At 38.2% G+C, this 18,575-nt stretch carries 14 protein-coding genes; 6 read left to right on the top strand and 8 right to left on the bottom strand.

Annotation, left to right across the window (positions count from 1 at the left end):
- Positions 1-115: 115 nt before the first annotated feature.
- Together ACR1PO_RS08375 and ACR1PO_RS08380 are read left to right on the top strand one after the other, a co-directional pair.
- A complete protein-coding gene (locus ACR1PO_RS08375) occupies positions 116-1,366 on the top strand; it encodes a dicarboxylate/amino acid:cation symporter (protein ID WP_433986465.1) in 1,251 nt (416 codons plus the stop codon).
- Between the two features lie 8 nt (positions 1,367-1,374).
- Positions 1,375-2,100 (top strand): phytanoyl-CoA dioxygenase family protein, encoded by a 726-nt coding sequence (locus ACR1PO_RS08380; protein WP_433986466.1) that lies wholly within the window; start codon positions 1,375-1,377, stop codon positions 2,098-2,100.
- 191 nt (positions 2,101-2,291) lie between these two features.
- Here the strand turns inward: ACR1PO_RS08380 and ACR1PO_RS08385 are convergent, their stop codons facing one another.
- Both ACR1PO_RS08385 and ACR1PO_RS08390 read right to left on the bottom strand, forming a co-directional pair.
- On the bottom strand, positions 2,292-5,093 hold the full coding sequence (locus ACR1PO_RS08385) for a GH92 family glycosyl hydrolase (protein WP_433986467.1): 2,802 nt from the start codon (positions 5,091-5,093) through the stop codon (positions 2,292-2,294).
- 194 nt (positions 5,094-5,287) lie between these two features.
- A complete protein-coding gene (locus ACR1PO_RS08390) occupies positions 5,288-5,743 on the bottom strand; it encodes a hypothetical protein (protein WP_332385109.1) in 456 nt (151 codons plus the stop codon).
- A gap of 151 nt (positions 5,744-5,894) precedes the next feature.
- Between ACR1PO_RS08390 and ACR1PO_RS08395 the strand changes: the two genes are divergently transcribed.
- Positions 5,895-7,001, top strand: coding sequence for an Mrp/NBP35 family ATP-binding protein (locus ACR1PO_RS08395; protein WP_002977210.1), 1,107 nt, complete (start codon positions 5,895-5,897; stop codon positions 6,999-7,001).
- Between the two features lie 47 nt (positions 7,002-7,048).
- Positions 7,049-7,297, top strand: a complete 249-nt coding sequence (locus tag ACR1PO_RS08400) for a NifU family protein (protein WP_002977212.1) — start codon at positions 7,049-7,051, stop codon at positions 7,295-7,297.
- A 163-nt stretch (positions 7,298-7,460) separates the two neighbouring features.
- Here the strand turns inward: ACR1PO_RS08400 and ACR1PO_RS08405 are convergent, their stop codons facing one another.
- From ACR1PO_RS08405 to ppk1, 6 genes are all read right to left on the bottom strand, one after another.
- Positions 7,461-7,853 carry a DUF3060 domain-containing protein gene (locus ACR1PO_RS08405; protein WP_433986468.1) on the bottom strand — a complete coding sequence of 131 codons (393 nt, stop codon included), beginning with the start codon at positions 7,851-7,853 and terminating at the stop codon, positions 7,461-7,463.
- A 170-nt stretch (positions 7,854-8,023) separates the two neighbouring features.
- Positions 8,024-11,062: a choice-of-anchor I family protein gene (locus tag ACR1PO_RS08410; protein WP_433986469.1), complete on the bottom strand. Its 3,039-nt coding sequence runs from the start codon at positions 11,060-11,062 to the stop codon at positions 8,024-8,026.
- Between the two features lie 137 nt (positions 11,063-11,199).
- Complete coding sequence (locus ACR1PO_RS08415; RefSeq protein WP_433986470.1) at positions 11,200-11,349, bottom strand: hypothetical protein; 150 nt, start codon at positions 11,347-11,349, stop codon at positions 11,200-11,202.
- A complete protein-coding gene (locus tag ACR1PO_RS08420; protein WP_433986471.1) occupies positions 11,346-11,999 on the bottom strand; it encodes an NAD-dependent epimerase/dehydratase family protein in 654 nt (217 codons plus the stop codon). The genes ACR1PO_RS08415 and ACR1PO_RS08420 overlap by 4 nt, the downstream gene beginning before the upstream one ends.
- Before the next feature lie 302 nt (positions 12,000-12,301).
- Positions 12,302-13,186: a Ppx/GppA phosphatase family protein gene (locus ACR1PO_RS08425; protein ID WP_374463842.1), complete on the bottom strand. Its 885-nt coding sequence runs from the start codon at positions 13,184-13,186 to the stop codon at positions 12,302-12,304.
- The gene (gene ppk1 / locus ACR1PO_RS08430) at positions 13,183-15,255 is read right to left on the bottom strand and encodes a polyphosphate kinase 1 (RefSeq protein ID WP_433986472.1); all 2,073 of its coding nucleotides are present in this window, start codon (positions 15,253-15,255) and stop codon (positions 13,183-13,185) included. The genes ACR1PO_RS08425 and ppk1 overlap by 4 nt, the downstream gene beginning before the upstream one ends.
- Positions 15,256-15,487: 232 nt before the next feature.
- Here ppk1 and ACR1PO_RS08435 point away from each other — a divergent pair, with 232 nt between their 5' ends.
- Together ACR1PO_RS08435 and dnaK are read left to right on the top strand one after the other, a co-directional pair.
- Positions 15,488-16,192 carry a hypothetical protein gene (locus ACR1PO_RS08435; RefSeq protein ID WP_433986473.1) on the top strand — a complete coding sequence of 235 codons (705 nt, stop codon included), beginning with the start codon at positions 15,488-15,490 and terminating at the stop codon, positions 16,190-16,192.
- A 200-nt stretch (positions 16,193-16,392) separates the two neighbouring features.
- Positions 16,393-18,291 (top strand): molecular chaperone DnaK, encoded by a 1,899-nt coding sequence (gene dnaK / locus ACR1PO_RS08440; protein WP_374463845.1) that lies wholly within the window; start codon positions 16,393-16,395, stop codon positions 18,289-18,291.
- The last annotated feature ends 284 nt before the right edge of the window (positions 18,292-18,575 follow it).

Here is an 18,575-nt window from a genome sequence, read left to right on the forward strand (position 1 = left end):
GGTTTTAATTTTCATGGATTTAAAACCCAGTGAAGGAAATGTGAAAATTATCCATATTAAGAAAATCTTCTGCCAATTGAAAAACCATTATATTTGCGCAAATTGAACTATATATATGAAAGGACAGAATAAACTTTTTATAGCAATTATCATTGCCCTTCTTCTGGGAGTAGGAATCGGAGGTATTGTACATGTAAATTACCCGGATAGTGCCGAACCTTTTTCCAAAAATATAAAACTGCTGGGGACGGTTTTTATCAGATTGGTACAGATGATTATTGCGCCATTGGTTTTTACGACATTGGTAGTAGGGATTGCTAAAATGAGCGATATCAAAATGATCGGAAGAGTAGGAACAAAAGCGATGCTTTGGTTTATTTCCGCTTCTCTGATTTCCCTTTTTATCGGGTTGATGCTTGTTAACTGGCTGGAGCCGGGGCATGTGACAAAACTACCTATTCAGGATGTAGCTTCTGCTGATGAACTTCTTAAAAGCAGCAAAAGTTTTTCCATGGAAGATTTTGTAAAACATATGATTCCTAAAAGTTTATTTGAAGCCTTTGCAACCAATGAAGTATTGCAGATTGTTGTATTTGCGGTAATGTTCGGAGTTGCGCTGGCTAATTTAGGAGAAGAATATTCAAAACCTGTTGTAAAACTTTTTGATATCATTGCTCATGCTATCCTTAAAATGGTAGGATATATCATGTGGTTTGCACCGCTTGGAGTATTGGGGGCCATTGCAGCCGTAGTGGCAACCAACGGTTTTGAAATCTTTAAGGTATATGCTATTTATTTAAGAGATTTCTTCTTTGCGATAGCTGTTCTTTGGCTGGTCCTTTTACTGGTAGGATATCTTATCTTAGGAAACCGTCTTTTTGACCTTTTAAAAAGAATTAAAGAGCCTTTGCTAATCGCTTTCTCTACTACAAGTTCAGAAGCCGTATTCCCGAAACTGGTGGAAGAACTTGAAAAATTCGGTTGTAACAGCAGGGTAGTATCATTTATTTTACCTTTAGGATACTCATTCAACCTGGACGGAAGTATGATGTATATGACATTTGCTTCCATCTTTATTGCTCAGATCTATGGAATCGAAATGACGCTTGGGCAGCAGATCACGATGCTTCTGGTATTGATGCTTACCTCAAAAGGAATTGCAGGGGTTCCGAGAGCTTCTCTGGTAATCATTGTGGCAACCTGTTCCATGTTCGGTATACCGCCGGAAGGTATTGCTTTAATCTTACCAATTGACCACTTTTGTGATATGGGTAGAAGTATGACCAACGTGTTAGGAAATACACTGGCAACTTCAGCGGTTTCAAAATGGGAAGGACAGTTAACCGAGCCGTTAGACAAAATTTAAAACAATTCATGAGTTTACATCACTTAGACAATCATAAAGGCCATATTCAAGAATATGGCTTTGCTGTTATCAATAATGTGTTTTCACAGCAGGAACTTGAAGAAATTGATTATGTTCTACAAAACATAGATACCTCAAAAGAAAATTTCAGAAAATCGGAAGACCTGTTCGCTATAAGACAGTTTTTTAAAGAAGTTCCGGAAATTAGAGACCTTATTTTTAATGAAAATATCAGGAACGTGATTAAGGAAATATTCGGGGAAAAGTATTTTGTGGTCAAAAGTATTTATTTTGATAAACCTGAAACTTCCAACTGGTATGTAGCCTATCATCAGGATCTGACGATTTCTGTAGATAAAAAGCTTGAGCTCCATGGTTTTGGTCCATGGACAACCAAACAGAATCAGTTTGCTGTACAGCCTCCTGTGGATATTCTGGAAAATATCTATACCATCAGAATCCACCTGGATGATACTGATGAAAATAACGGAGCCCTGAAAGTAATTCCAAAATCTCATGCAAAAGGCATTTACAGGCCGGAAACCATCGACTGGACTATAGAAACAGAAGAGCTATGCAACGTAGAAAAAGGTGGAGTTATGATCATGAAACCTTTAACGCTTCACGGTTCCAACCGGACAACTAACGGAAGGAAAAGAAGAGTAATCCACATAGAATTTTCTGATATCGAACTTCCGGAAGTCCTGCAATGGTCTGAAAGAATGAATGGATAAAAAACGCCCTTCGAATTTTCGGAGGGCGTTTTTTTGGCTGGAAGATGGATGCTGGAAGAAGGAAGTTTCTGAAAGCCTAAGTACTAAGATCAGTTGATTGATTAAATTTTTGAAAATCAAATTCTCTAACAAACGGACTTCAGGAAGTAATTCGTCAAATAGAAACTTCCATCTCCCTTCTCCCATCTTCCTTACTTTATAGAAATCTCATCAATAAAGATATAAGCATCACCTCCCGCTCCCTGATGCCATTCCGGAAGTTTTCCGAAGTAATGGGCTTTTACTTTGATATACCGGGCTTCAGTAGGGAGAATTTTAGTTGAGAAATCTTTGATCTGAACTTTCTCATCTTTAGGATCAATATCATTATCAATGGTTTTCAGAAGAACAAAATCTTTTCCGTTCATAGAAGCATAATATTCTACTTTTTTAGGCATCAGAATCCATGCTCTGCTATCCTGAAGATAGGTAGAGGACAGGGTGGTGATCTGCTGGGGTGATTTAAAGTCAATGATAGCCTCAAAATTCTGTCCCTGATATCCGTGCCATTCACCTTTTCTCCAGTTGATATCCCCTCTGATTCCGTCAATAAGAGCAAGATTTCCGGTTGCACTGTATTGAGGAGTTACTTTTGACAGAATATTAATATCCCAATAATTGGGTCTTCTGTTGAAATGAGCGGTTGTCACAGAGCTTTTTTCACCGTTTCTTTCAGCATATGCCATTACCTGAGTTGTTTTGGTGATGGTAAACGCACCTTTGTAAGTACTGAAAGCCTTTCTTTTAGTACTGTCATTTTCATCCATTGTCATATAATATACCTTGTCGCCTGGGTCCAATGGAGTGATCTCAACTTTGGTAGAAAAGTCGAAGATTCTGTCAGCCGCAATTACCGGTGAAGCTGTCTGTTCAGTATATTTAAAATCTTTAACAGGTTTTACATTTTCAAACCCTAGTTTTTTAAGTTCAGCCCGGCCTGTCGTTTTTGTAATTGTTCTTGTAGTGCCGTCTTCAAGATGAATTTTAATTTCGTCAAAATAAGGCGTTGTAGTTTCCCATTCCGGTAACCCTGGAGTTACGGAATAAATTCCCATAGAACTTAAAATATACCAGGCACTCATCTGGCCGCAGTCTTCATTCCCGATAAGTCCGTCGGGTGTGTTTTTGTAAAAGTTATCAAGGATGTATTTTATTTTGGCATCTGTTTTTTCTGGCTTGTCTACGAAATTGTACAGATAAGCAATGTGGTGGCTCGGTTCATTTCCCTGGGCATATTGTCCCATTAACCCTGTAATGTCAACCTGCTCTCTGCCTGTGGTTTTATCAGGAGCGGTAAAGATGGCATCTATGAACTGCTCAAACTTTTCTTTCCCGCCGTGAGCTGCAATAAGCCCCGGAATGTCCTGCTGTACAGAATAGGAATAGTGCCATGAGTTTCCTTCCGTATAATTATTGTTGACTTCTCTCGGATCAAATGGCTCATACCAGTTTCCGTTTTTTCTTGGCTGCATAAAACCCGTCCTGGGATTGTAAAGATTTTTCCAGTTCTGAGAACGCTTCATGAAATACTGATACTCTTCTTTTTTGCCTAAAATTTTTGCCATCTGGGCAATACACCAGTCATCATAAGCATATTCTACGGTTTTGGAAACGCTTTCATGCTCATCATCTATGCTGATATAATTATTTTGTTTATAAGCATTCAATCCAAAAATATCCTGCATAGCAGAAGCTTTTGCTGCCTGAAATGCCTTCTCGTAATCAAACCCCTGAATTCCTTTAGCCATAGCATCTGCAATGACAGAAACAGAGTGGTAGCCAATCATACATTCCGTTTCATTGGAAGCCAGTTCCCATACCGGAAGTTTTCCTCCCTGTTCGTATTGTTTAATGAAAGTATTGATAAAATCAGCAGTTCTTTTTCTGTCGATTAAAGTCATTAGCGGATGAGCGCCTCTGAAGGTATCCCAAAGGGAAAATACCGTATAATAATCAAAACCGTTTGCCGTATAAAGTTTGTTATCCCTGCCTCTGTACTTTCCGTCAACATCCATATTGATATTGGGCTGTGTGAAAACATGATAAAGAGCAGTGTAAAAAACGGCTAATTTGTTTTTATCATCAGACTTCACTTCAATCTTTGAAAGCTCTTTGTCCCAGTCAGATTGAGCCTGTTTTCTTACCGCGTCAAAATCTTTCGTCTGTCCTTCTGCCAGCATATTCTTTTCTGCTCCTTCGTAACCGGTGGGAGAAACAGAGACCTTTACGTTGATTTTTTCTCCTTTTTTAACATTGGCTGAAAATGCCAGGGCTAGCTTTGTTCCGGTAAAAAGATTGTTTTCCTGTTTTCCGCTGACTTCCTTTTTTGAAATTTTCATCGGTTTTGAAAACTCAATTCTGGCATAGATATATTGGTTGGTTGCCCATGCCTCACTTCTTCTGAAAACTTCGATGGTTTTATCATCAATGATTTTTACCTCACCTTCCAACAGTTTATCCCTGTGGTTGAGGTCCAGGATAATATTGGCGTTTCCTGCGTTGTTGAAGGTGTATTCATGATAGCCGACTCTTTTGGTAGCGGTAAGACGGACATCAATATTATTCTTATCTAATTTGACAGCGTAGAATCCTGCCTTTGCTTTTTCATTTTTATGCGAAAACCTTGACGAATAATCCTTGTTGTTAAGACTGGGATTTCCCATCGTAGGCATCAGCATAATGTCTCCGTAATCCGAAACTCCCGTGCCGTTCAGGTGGGTATGAGAAAAACCGTAGATTACAGAATCCGAATAATGATATCCGCTGCATCCGTCCCAGCTGCCGTCAATCCTTGTATCAGGAGACAACTGTACCATTCCGAACGGAACAATAGCACCGGGAAAAGTATGGCCATGGCCTCCGGTTCCAATAAACGGATTGACATGTTGAGAATAATTCTGTGCAGAAATAATCTGGGTAATACCTATAGAAAATGCAATAAGCGTTTTTTTCATGTTTTGATTTTATAAAAGCGAAGATATTGAAAACAGTAAATACAGAGCCAATAAATCATTTGAATTTAGGTCATAAAGCATTCTAATGCTTAAGTTGTTTCTTAAGACTCATGTCATTCTGAATGAAATGGACTGGAATGAAGAATCTCATCATAAGAAGAAATTCCTGCTTCATCAAATGACAAAGCAAAATATTACACTTCTCCTTCAAAGAAATCATTCAGATATGCATCTTTATCCTTTTCTTCCCGTCCGGAACCCAGATATTTTTTCCAGGACTGGGATTCATGATAAACAATTCCCATTTCCCATACACAGTATGTTGGCAGATGGGTTTTGTTTCTGTTCCATACTTCAAATTTTCCGGAACCGTCATAATATACGCTTTCCCAAAGTTCGTTTTCGCTTCGCCAGGTACAAACAAGCAGGAGATAATTTTCTCCGCAACGGTGTAAAATAACAAATCCCAGATCATCAATGTTTTTAAAATTTTCTTCAGCATCGTCAATACATTTTTGGGCATTATCAATGTCCTGTTGGGAAACTTCTGCAGGATCATTAGCCAGGTCATACCATTTGAATTTTGTTTTTCCAACGGTGAAAATCCCTTTTGGCTGTGCATATTTGGAAGGATAAGACGGTATTTTCATATCAATTATTTACTGAGGGGTGGGGTGGCATCAGGACATAAAACACAAATAAAAAATTTTTAACGATCTGATTTATCACCTGATATTATAGATTTTATTGATTCTAAATTACCGAAAAAAATGCGTAAATTTGTAAACAATTTATATTTATATGTTGACGAAAGAAAAGGTTCAGGAATTCCTTAAAGAAATAGAAGTAGACGATTTGGTGAATAATCTTCAGATTATGGGTGATGATGTTTATATTGACATGACTGCTCATTCACCTGCAATGCACGAAAAGAAAAAGCTGGAAGCTGCCATGAAACAGGCCTTTGCCAGTGAGTTTGGAGAAAACGTTCATTTAAAACTTAAAATCGTTTCTCCGGAGCCTAGTGAAATTCAGCAAAGTCAGATCAAAGGAAAACAAATTCCCGGGATTCAAAATATTATCGCTATTGCTTCCGGTAAAGGAGGGGTAGGAAAATCTACAGTTTCTGCAAATATGGCAGTAACGTTAGCTAAAATGGGCTTTAAAGTAGGATTACTGGATGCCGATATCTATGGTCCTTCGGTGCCTACCATGTTTGATACAGAAGGCGAGAAACCCATTTCTGTAGAAGTTAATGGTAAGAACCTAATGAAACCTATCGAGAATTATGGGGTAAAAATGCTTTCAATAGGATATTTTTCAGGAGCTAATCAGGCAGTAGTGTGGAGAGGGCCAATGGCTTCAAAAGCATTAAACCAGATGATCAGAGATGCCGCATGGGGAGAACTGGATTTCCTATTAATTGATCTTCCTCCGGGAACAGGGGATATTCACTTATCCATTATTCAGGAAGTACCGGTAACAGGAGCGGTGATTGTAAGTACGCCCCAGCATGTTGCACTGGCAGATGTAAGAAAAGGTATTGCTATGTTCCAGATGGAAAGTATTAACATTCCGGTGCTTGGTTTGATAGAAAATATGGCGTATTTTACACCGGAAGAACTTCCTGACAATAAATATTATATCTTTGGAAACCAGGGAGCACAATATTTGGCCGAAGATCTTGGAATTCCTGTTTTGGGAGAAATTCCGTTGATCCAGAGCATCAGAGAAGCAGGAGATGTTGGAAGACCGGCAGCACTTCAGGAGGGATCTAAAATTGAAGAGATCTATACAGAAACTGCCAGAAAGATGGTTGAAAGCTTAGTGGAAAGAAATAAAAACCTTCCGCCTACTGAAGCGGTGAAGATTTCCACAATGGCGGGCTGCTCGCCAAAAGCAAAATAATAATAATTTCAATAAAATTTGAAAAAAACCGAATTGAACTGAAAAATATGGAAACAAACATAACGCACGAAGATACAGTAACAAGAGTAATGGAAGCTCTGGAAAGCATCAGGCCGTTTTTGAATAAAGACGGAGGTGATATTGAGCTTATTGATGTGAAAGATAATCAGGTGTTTGTGAAGCTTTTAGGTAACTGTTCCGGGTGTTCATTGAATTTTTCAACCTTAAAGCTGGGTGTGGAGAATACAATTAAACAACATGCCCCGGAAATAGAAAAGGTAATCAACGTAGAGTAAAATTATATCTGAGATATTTTAAAAAGACAGGCTTTTTAAGGCCTGTCTTTTTATTTGGATTAATACAATAAGTTTGACCCGCTAAGCTTAGCCAGACCTGCCAGGTTTCCGATGATAAAATCAGTTCAGGAAAACTTTGATATTATCTTTCACTTGAATACTCTTATTGTTTGACAACCTTATTTCCTACTCCTGTACTGGAAATATCCGGTCTTCCTGATTTTGTCCCTGATGTTTTGTAGTATACTGTGTTATCGGCACCTTCTAGGGTTACTTTATCCACCTTATCAATATATACTTGGTTACCTGTCCCTGAAACAGCAATCTTTTTTGCACTTCCTTTAATTGTTACGGTATTGCCGCCTCCCTGTACTTTGGCATTTCCTCCGTTAAGTGTATAGCTCAGCTTGTGGCCTACACCTTCTACCTGTACAATCTTATCATGGTCTGTTTTTTCTACTCCTTTTGCAGATTCTGTTTTTCTGGATTGTGAGAAAGCTGTACCTGTTCCTAATAACAGGAAAGCAAGAATCCCTGCAGTTTTAATATTTTTCATTGTGAATTTGGTTTTGTTGGGTTAAATATAGATATAAAAAGCTTCCTTCAGGCATTTCGAAAGTTAAATCATCTTCAATAAGAGTCTTCATACAGTATATTGCAGATTACAATAACAAAAAAGCTCCGGAAATCCGGAGCCTTAGATAGAATGATATATTATGATTGATATTACTTTACAATGACTCTTTTGGTTTGTCCTTCAGATGTTTTTACAAGATAAACACCTGTGGACAGATTGGAAGTACTTATTGTTAAAGCATTTTTTTCCTTTCCAATAAGTTTTCCGGACATATCATACAATTCGTAATCCTGTTTTCTGTTGAAATAAAGAGTGTTTCCTTTAGTGACAGGGTTTGGGAATACATTGAATGTCGGCTGCTCAGCTTTTATTTCACCGGTGCCAAGTGTTGCCGGCGCAGCTACTTCAAACGTGGACAGCGTTCCGCTGATTTCGTTGGCAACAATCACATAGCCTTTATTGGTTGTTGTATTTTCAGGGGCAATGTAAATGATTCCCTCAGGGCCATTATCACCTCCGTAAGCGGATGTAGAGCGGGAGTGTTTATAATCGGTGAAAGTAGGGTTGTTAGGATCTGTGATATTATATACCATAACACCGCCGGTTCTTTCCAGCGTGATGAAAGCGTAAGTCTGCCCGTTAATCCTTCCCAGTGCGACACCCTCCGGTTCAGGACCTTTTGCACGGCTTCTGTTTTTAACTGTATTCGACTCATTATCCGCATTGAAAATTAAAGGATGATTGGCGGCAATATATCTTTCAAACTGATCTCCGCTGTCATATACCATCTGTTTGGTGTCTGCATTGAAAATAGAGAATGAGCGTGCTCCTAAAGCTGCTATTTCTTCAAACTCTGTATCTCCATCCGTATTTCCCGTAGCAGATGAAACCCTGAATCTTCCCAGGTTATGTGAAGCTTTTAAAATTGCTGAATTCGGAAACAATACAGGATCTAAAACATAACTGTTTGCACCCACAGTAGTTCTTTCACTGAAGCCGGAAAGATCTTTTTCATCTCCTTCATTGGCTGTTACAATATAATTGGTATTTCCTACCTTATAATTCTGTACGGCATCAGGAACATAATAGGCTTTTACCGGCCAGTTGGCAATAACTACTTCACCGTTATTGTCAGAAGCATCAAAACCATTCCCTGGCAGGCTCATATCTTTTTTACCCAATCCCCAGATTCCTGTGATGGTTTTAGTTGCCAGATTTATTTCTGCAACAGCATTATTTTCCTGCAGTGTTACCCACGCTTTCTGGCTGTCTGCACTGATGGTAACATATTCCGGCTCCAGATCCTGGGAAAGCGTATTGTTGGTTCTTACTTTTCTTAAACCGGTTGCGGTTAATGCTGCCAGTTGAGACTCAAAACTGTTGAAATTAAGCGTTGTCACATTGGTTTGAGTAAGATTTGCAATACCTCCTGAAATATCAATAATACTGATTGTTCCTTCAGGATCTACCGTGTATGCGTCATTAGGCTCACCTTCGTTGGCAGTAACGACTTTTGTTCCGTCGGGGGAGAATGTGATCATGTCTGGTAAAGCTCCCACGGTTACCTGTTTCAGGAAGTTTCCGTTAATATCAAAGAATACTACAGAACCGTTTTGCTGAGGGTCTGTATTCGGAGAAGCGGCTGCGATAATTCCGTTTTTTACGGCAATACTTGTAATTCCGCCATACGGGGCCATGTTGACTGTTTTTACAACAGACAGCATTTCCGGATTACTGAAATCGATAATGTCAAAAACATCCGTAATGGAACTGATTGTAAATAAACGTTGTGTGGAGACATCATGCACCACAATTTCCGTAGAGCTGTTATTGTTTCCCGAAGGATCAAAACTTCCAAGATAATTGAGTTGGATCTGATGCGAAGGAGCCGGTGCCGGTTTATCATTATCGATAATATAAACGGTTGCAGAGTTGTCTCCTGAAATTGTTGCTCCAGCAGGATTTTCAAGGCTTACCACAAAATACTCGGCTTCCTGTTCCTGCATTGTATCATTAATAATCGGGATATTAACAGTGTAGCTCGTTGTAGCTGGAGTAATGTTAATAGTTTGATTTACCAGGCTGAAATCATTAGCGTCAGCTGTACTGAAAGGTGCCGGTTTTACAACCAGATTTACAGTGGATGCCGAAGGATTGTTAATATTGATTTTAAATGCAAGACTTCCTGCATTTTCATTGACTTTAATAAAATTCTTTTCCAGAGAAATTGTTGTTCCTGCAGTAGTAAATGTGCTGGAAGTAACGGTTGTAATTCCATTATCACTGAAGTCTTCCACTGTATTCGGTTTCAGCGCCAGGTAATACGTCTGGCCCGGCACCATTCCGGAAGCAGGAATTACTGTAATTGTATTGTTGCTGAAAGTTGTAGTAAAAGGGATCTGGGCACCCGAAGCATTTCCAAGACGGAAATCTATGAGGTTTTGTGCATTGGAATCGTTGATCGCGGAATTATCTGTTAACCTTATATTTTCGTTAAAGGATAATGTTGGATTTACAGTAGTTGACGCATTATTAGTATTGTTGGCCGGAAGATAAGTAACCGTTGGCGGAATGGTATCAACACCTCCGGCAGGAGTAGCATCTACCGTAAAGTTATCAAAACGGTTATTTCCTCCGGTTCCGCCTCCTGTTGCGGAGAATTCAACCTTTAATTTAAAATCAGGATTGTTGTTAGCTCCCTGAATGGCAGAAAAATCCAGGGTGATCAGTTGTGGATCATTATCCTGAGGATTTACAGTCTGGAATGGTACAAACGTAGTTCCGTCCGTTGAATAAGACCATGTCTGTGTTCCTGCTCCCTGTGCAGATCTTCTGGTGGTAAATTTAACAATAATATTATTGTATCCTGTTGTAGGTAAATTAAACTGTAAAGCTCCACCAATCGGATTATTGAATCTTAAATGGGTTCCGGATGCATCCCCGTTTCTTGCATTTAAATTCTGCAAACTAAAATTCTGGCCGGTACCACCAGTAAAATCAATGACACTTGCACCTCCCGCTATGGCAGCAAGGGAACCGTTCACCAACGTGGAAGATGGTGTGGTAATAGCTGCGGCAGAAGTATTATTATTAAAATTCCAGTAATGAATCAATGTCTGTCCGAAAAGGCCGCTCTGAAAAAAGAATGCGGCAATCACAGACCCTTTGAGTAAGTAGTTGTTGATCATTTTTGCTTTTGTTAGATAAATGCAAAAATGAACTTTATGTTTCGCAACTATTTTAATGGAATTTTAAGAAATGTTTAAAAAATAGGTCTGTTCCGATAAAAGATAAATTATATTCAAAGATTATTTTTATAATTCAGCTAGTTTCCTGACTTGCCTGAGAAATTTAAAATCTTTCCTGATTTATTTCCTTCCAGAGGATGTTTCTGCATATAAAAATATCCTGAAACGGCAGTTACAAGCAAGAGTACAAAAATAACCAGAACAATTCTTTTTAACATGTCTCTCATATCGCTAAATTTTTAATATCTCTAATTTCTAAAGTAGATGTAGGGTAACCTTTTTGTGTTACATTGATCATTGCTCTACCTACTTCCTGTAAAGTTAAGGATTTTGATTGAAAAAATACAGGAAAAATCCAAATAAAAGGTTTAAAAAACCATTTTACATTGGATTGACCTTCAACGGGTTTCATAAATCCTGGACGGAAATTATAAGCGCCTTTAAAGTTCATTTTTTTCAAAGCATTCTCTGTTCTGCCTTTTACACGCGCCCACATCAGCTTTCCGCTCTCTGTGCTGTCTGTACCTGCTCCTGAAACATAGCTGAAAACCATTTCAGGATTTTGGTTCAGCACCGCTTTTGCAAAATGCAGGGTGGTATCGTAAGTGATTTTGGTGTAGTCTTCTTCATTCATCCCTATACTGCTGATACCCGCACAGAAAAAACAGGCGTCATACCCTTTTAATTTTTCATCATGAAGATCTATTGTCAGGAAGTCAGAAATAAGGTATTCTTTCAGTTTGGGATGCTTTTTTCCTGATGGCTTCCGGCTTATGCTTAGTACTTCAGAAACACCAGGGTTGTCAAGGCATTCCATTAAAACACCTTCACCTACCATTCCTGTAGCACCTGTGAGAATTATTTTGATCGGGTTCATTGTTTTGCTATTGATATTGGTATGACGGATGGGGATGAGGTTTTACTTTAAAAATTTAGATAAAAGATAAAAGAGGTTGCTGCTAAATTCAACAGGGTGGGGTTTAACCCGCCTTTAAAAATGGGAAATCTTCTCATTGGCTTTAGCCAAAACTTAATATGGGGAAAGGGACTGTTTCGTCGCTTATGAACTATGTTCGCAGGCCTTCAGCCTGTTCGCAATGACAAGAGAATCAGAAACAAAATGTATCCGAAAATAAAAGCCAGCTCAAAAATGGCTGGCTTTCAATATGTCGTAAATTGTTATTTTTTATGCTGCAGCTGACTGTAAATATTATGAATCAATCCGTCTGCTACCGAGATCTTTGGAACAAAAATTCTGCTGATGTCGGACCAGGACATGACATTGTTGAAAATACCCAGAGCATGTACCAAAACATCGGCACGGTCTTCTCTCAGGTTATATTTTGTCATTCTTTCTTCTACAGAGAGTTCATTAAACTCTTTATACGTTTTTTTCAGGTGAGACAGAGACATTGGCTTTCCGTCTTTCGTTTTGCTCATGGAGAATACTTTATTGATGTTTCCCCCTGACCCGATAGCAACAATAGGTTTTTTGCTGACGATATTTTTCTTGATCTCGTCCTTCATCTCTTTCCAGTTATCCATTGTCACAAGGTTGTTAAGGAGACGGATGGTCCCGATATTAAAAGATTTTTCATAAACCATTTTACCGTTTTCGTAAAATGTAAGTTCGGTAGAACCTCCGCCAACATCGATGTATAAATAGGCAAATTCTTTATCAAGACCTTCCGCAACATGATTTTCGTATATAAGGGTTGCTTCTTCGTCACCGGAAATGATTTCGATGTTGATTCCGGATGTTTCTTTTACCTGGCTGATGATTTCATTGCCGTTGGAAGCATCACGCATTGCACTGGTAGCACAGGCTCTGTAATGATCTACTTTGTAGATTTTCATCAGGTCACTGAAGATTTTCATAGAATCAATGACCATTTTTTCTCTTTCCGGACCAATCTTGCCAATGGTAAAAACATCCATTCCCAGTCTCAGGGGAATTCTGAGAAGGTTCAGTTTAATGAATTCAGGTTTCCTGTTATTGATCTTTACTTCATTGATAAGAAGGCGGGCTGCATTACTCCCTATGTCTATCGCTGCTATCTTCATTTTTTGCTTGTTTTAGCTTTTAAATATTTATAGGTTTCTATCTGTGAACGGCACTCTTTTTTATCATTTCTTACATACTCATTACTCAGCTTTTTGTCTAAAATTCTGGCTTTTACATTGTCCCTAAGCTGAATATCAAGAATATCTTTTAATTCTTTCTTAAGATTTTTGTCTGTTATTTTAGCAGCAGCTTCAATTCTGTAATCAAGGTTCCTTGTCATCCAGTCTGCGGAAGAAATGTACATATCCTCGGCTCCTTTATTATAAAAATACATAACTCTGGCGTGCTCCAGATATTCATCTACAATACTGATGGCTTTTATCTTCTCTTTGAATTCCTTTTGATTGACGGCACAGTAGATCCCTCTTACGATCATTCTGCTCACCACTCCGGCTTTTGCAGCTTCATATATTTTCTCAATCAGGGAGCGGTCACTCATTGAGTTTACTTTTACGATGATTTCTGCTTTTCGTCCTGCTTTGGCTTCCTCAATTTCTTTATCGATATGGTGAACAATCTTTTCACGCATAAACTGGGGGCAAACTAATAAATTTTTACACGTTTTCAAAACCGGAAGGTAATCATCTTTTGGTTTTTTCAGTACATTGAAAACTTTATTGATATCTGCCATGATGCCACGGTCGGCTGTCATCAGCAGATGGTCTCCATATATTCTTGCCGTTTTTTCGTTGAAATTCCCTGTGCTTACAAAGCCATACTGAATGGTTTTGTTATGGGCTCTTTTCTTGATAACACAAAGCTTGGCATGCACTTTTTTGTTTGGGAGTCCTATCAGAACAGTAATTCCTTCCGGTTCCAGCATATCTTTCCATTCAAGATTGGACTCTTCGTCAAATCTTGCCTGAAGTTCCAGCATTACGGTTACCTCCTTACCATTTCTCGCAGCATAGATCAATGCATTAATGATTTTTGAGCTGCTTGCCAGTCGGTACGCTGTAATCTGTATTGATTTTACGTCCGGATCCATCGCCGCTTCACGGAGAAGGTCAATCACCGGATTGTATTTATGATAGGGGAATGTAAGCAGAACATCTTCTTTTAAGATAACATCTGTTACTCTTTCTCCATGTTCAAACGCCTGGTGGGTAAAAGAAGTTCTTTCCACAGGTCTTTCATACGCCTCAAAAACATCAGGGAAGTCCATGAAGTGCTTGAAGTTGTGGATTTTTCCTCCTGGGATGATACTGTCTTTCTTGGTTAAATTCAGTTTTCTGATCAGGAGTTCCAGCAAAGCCTTATCCATATCCTTATCAAACACGAAACGCGTAGGCTTTCCTTTTCTTCGGTTTTTGAGTCCTTTTTCTATTTTTTCTGCAAAGTTGGTCCTGATGTCATTATCCAGATCCAGCTCAGCATCTTTTGTTACTTTAAAAGCATTGGCGGCAAATTCATCATACCCGAAATAAGAAAATATATGGGGAAGATTAAAAGTAATCACATCTTCCAGCAGCATTACATTTTTTTCTTCCGGATCTTCTGTTGGCAACAATACGAAACGCCCCACAAAGCGGGAAGGAATTTCAATGATTGCATAATTGCTGGAGTACTGCCAGTCTTTTTTTCTCATCGCTACACCCAGATAGAGACTTTTGTCCCGTAAATAAGGCATAGGAGTATTTTCATGAAGAAGAATCGGGATCACATTGGACTCTACCACTTCATCAAAATATTGTCTGACAAATTCTTTCTGCTTGGCGGTCAGGTTTTTGGCATTTTTAATAAAAACTTTATGATCAGCCATTTCGGCCTGGATTTTTTTCCAGGTTTTATCGAAATTCAGCTGTTGTTTCATCACTACTTCATTAATTCGCTGAAGGATTTTAGATGGCGGCTGATAGAAAGATTCGGCAATCACCTTTTCCTTAAAATCCATAGCACGTTTTAATCCGGCAACACGCACTCTGAAAAATTCATCCAAATTATTGGAGAAGATGCCAAGGAAACGTATTCTTAAATGTAAGGGAACTTTTTCGTCCATGGCTTCCTGCAAAACTCTTTCATTAAAGGCGAGCCATGTAATATCTCTAGGATTAAAGTGTAATGACATTCTGAATGTGTATATTTTATCAAAAATAATAATTCATGAAGATTCTTTCTCTATTTCTTAGGTTAAACTTTGATTAATTTTTGAAGATTTAGTGAATTATTATTTTTAATTATCGTGTTTTATTGTAAAGTAATTGGTTTTCAGTATATTTATGTTGTGAATAACCTGAGGTTACCCCAGGATGTTTATTTTTTTGAGAAATATTTCAAGGAATCATAAAAACTTTTTAACCATGAAAAAATTGATAACCATACTTCTGCTGCAGTTATCTGGTTTGATATACAGTCAGTATGTAGAGATTCTGAAAAAAGGACAACTGGAGAATTTATCATCCCAGAAATTCATGATTCCTTTACAGAATCAGGAAAACTATAAATCTGCATTTGTAGGGCAGTACAAAGCACATTATCCCAATACCTATATGGGGCATTTATTTACAGCCATTGCTGATGAAGCAAAAAATTCAGGGGCAAATGCTTATCACATTGTGAGTTTCAAGGAAGGAGATTCCCAAAATGAATCTGAACTGGTATTGGATACTTACCACATTCAGGATTCTGATATCAAGTATCAAAGTACACTGATTGAAAAGAATAAAGTATATATCATCGGAGAACCTGTTGTAAACGGTGGAGATACTTCAAAATTTAAAGTAAACGGAGAGAAAAAAGAAGTAAAAGACAATACGTTTGCCGCTATAGCTCTAAAGGACAACGAAGAAGTGAAAATAGTAAAAGGAGGGATTACAGGAATGGCAGTCTGGGTAAAATGGAAACCGGAACAGTTTAATAAATTCTACAGCTTTTCAGGCATGGGTTTAGATGGAGCAGGTTTTGGATCTAACGGAGCGGGAGTTGCCATTAATACAGGAAGAATATATCCTGTAGATCCGGATCTGGGATATTTTTTAATTCAGGTTTTAAAAGAAAGTAAATGAAATCTCAGATTGGATGGACTAAAGTTGACATATCTATGTTGAAAAAAATGATTTTTTTTCCTGAATACAATTTCAAAAACCCCATTATAAAGGGGTTTTTATTTTTATTGTGTCATTTTGTCATAATTCTTCAAATGGTACAGATATTGAGAAATTGAGAGTGTAAATTAAATTTTAAAATAGAAAAAATATAAAATATTATGAGTAAAATAATTGGAATTGACTTAGGAACAACCAACTCTTGTGTTGCTGTAATGGAAGGTAAAGACCCTGTTGTTATTCCTAACGCAGAAGGTAAAAGAACGACTCCTTCTATCGTAGCTTTTACAGAAGATGGAGAAAGAAAAGTTGGTGACCCTGCAAAAAGACAGGCGGTAACGAATCCAAAGAAGACAGTATACTCTATAAAAAGATTTATTGGAACTCATTTTAAAGAAGATGCTCAGGAAATTTCAAGAGTACCTTATGAAGTGGTAGCAGGACCAAATGATACTGTAAAAGTAAAAATCGACGATAGAGAGTATACACCACAGGAAATTTCAGCAATGACTCTTCAGAAAATGAAGAAAACAGCTGAAGATTATCTTGGACAGGAAGTAACAAGAGCGGTAATTACTGTTCCTGCATACTTCAATGATGCACAGAGACAAGCTACTAAAGAAGCTGGTGAAATTGCCGGCCTTAAAGTAGAAAGAATTATCAACGAACCTACAGCTGCAGCGTTAGCTTACGGTCTTGATAAAAACCATAAAGATCAGAAAATCGCAGTATATGACCTTGGTGGAGGTACTTTCGATATCTCTATCCTTGATTTGGGAGATGGTGTATTCGAAGTATTATCTACAAACGGTGATACACACTTAGGAGGTGATGACTTCGATGATGTGATCATCAACTGGATGGCTGATGAATTCAAAGCTGAAGAAGGTGTGGATTTAAAAGCAGATGCCATTGCTCTTCAAAGATTGAAAGAAGCTGCTGAAAAAGCTAAAATTGAATTATCTTCTTCTCCTCAGACTGAGATCAACCTGCCTTATATCACGGCTACTGCTACAGGTCCTAAGCACCTGGTGAAGACTTTAACGAAAGCTAAATTCGAGCAATTATCTGCAGACCTTGTAAGAAGATCTATGGAGCCTGTTGCCAAAGCATTAAAAGATGCAGGTTTATCAACATCTGATATTGACGAAGTAATCCTTGTAGGTGGTTCTACAAGAATCCCGATCATCCAGGAAGAAGTAGAAAAATTCTTCGGTAAAAAACCATCTAAAGGAGTGAACCCGGATGAGGTTGTAGCAATTGGTGCAGCTATCCAGGGAGGTGTATTGACAGGTGATGTAAAAGATGTATTACTACTTGACGTTACCCCGCTTTCTTTAGGAATCGAAACAATGGGATCTGTATTCACTAAATTAATTGAAGCGAACACTACAATCCCAACTAAAAAATCTGAAGTATTCTCTACAGCTTCTGACAATCAGCCAGCTGTAAGCATCAGAGTAGGACAGGGGGAAAGACCAATGTTCAATGATAACAAGGAAATCGGTAGATTCGATCTTACAGATATCCCGCCGGCACCAAGAGGAGTTCCTCAGATTGAAGTAACTTTCGATATTGATGCTAACGGTATCTTAAGCGTATCTGCTAAAGATAAAGGTACAGGTAAAGAACAGTCTATCAAAATCCAGGCTTCTTCAGGCCTTTCTGACGAAGAAATCGAAAGAATGAAAAAAGAAGCTCAGGAAAATGCTTCTGCTGATGCCAAGAAAAAAGAAGAAGTTGAAATCTTCAACAAAGCTGACGGATTGATCTTCCAGACTGAAAAACAATTGAAAGAATTCGGTGAGAAACTTTCTGCTGACAAAAAAGCGGCAATCGAAACAGCTCACACAGAATTAAAAGCGGCTTTCGAAGCTAAAAATGCTGATGACGTAAAAGCTAAAACTGAGGCGTTAGATGCAGCATGGATGGCAGCTTCTGAAGAATTATATGCAGCTGGTCAACAGCCGGGTGCAGATGCAGGTGCAGGTGCTCAGAATCCTGGTGGAAATACCGGAGCTGAAGATGTACAGGATGCAGACTTCGAAGAAGTAAAATAATGATTGTTTAAATAACAATTAATAAAATAAGAAATCCCTATAAGCAAATGCTTATAGGGATTTTGTTTTTTATATTCTGATTTCTTTTTTTTAGTAGGAAGGAAATGTGTGCTTTGATCTAGACTCCGAAAAACAATTTTATTTATGGAAGTAGCTGGATATTTAAAAAAAACAGAAAAAAATAAGTGCAGCTAAAATGCACTTATGGATATGATTTTCAGTAAATAATTATACTTGTACCTAAGCTTTTCTTTTTCAGGAAAGAAGGATAACAAGGAAAAAAA

Source organism: Chryseobacterium amylolyticum, assembly GCF_051011775.1.
Classification (GTDB): Bacteria; Bacteroidota; Bacteroidia; order Flavobacteriales; family Weeksellaceae; genus Chryseobacterium.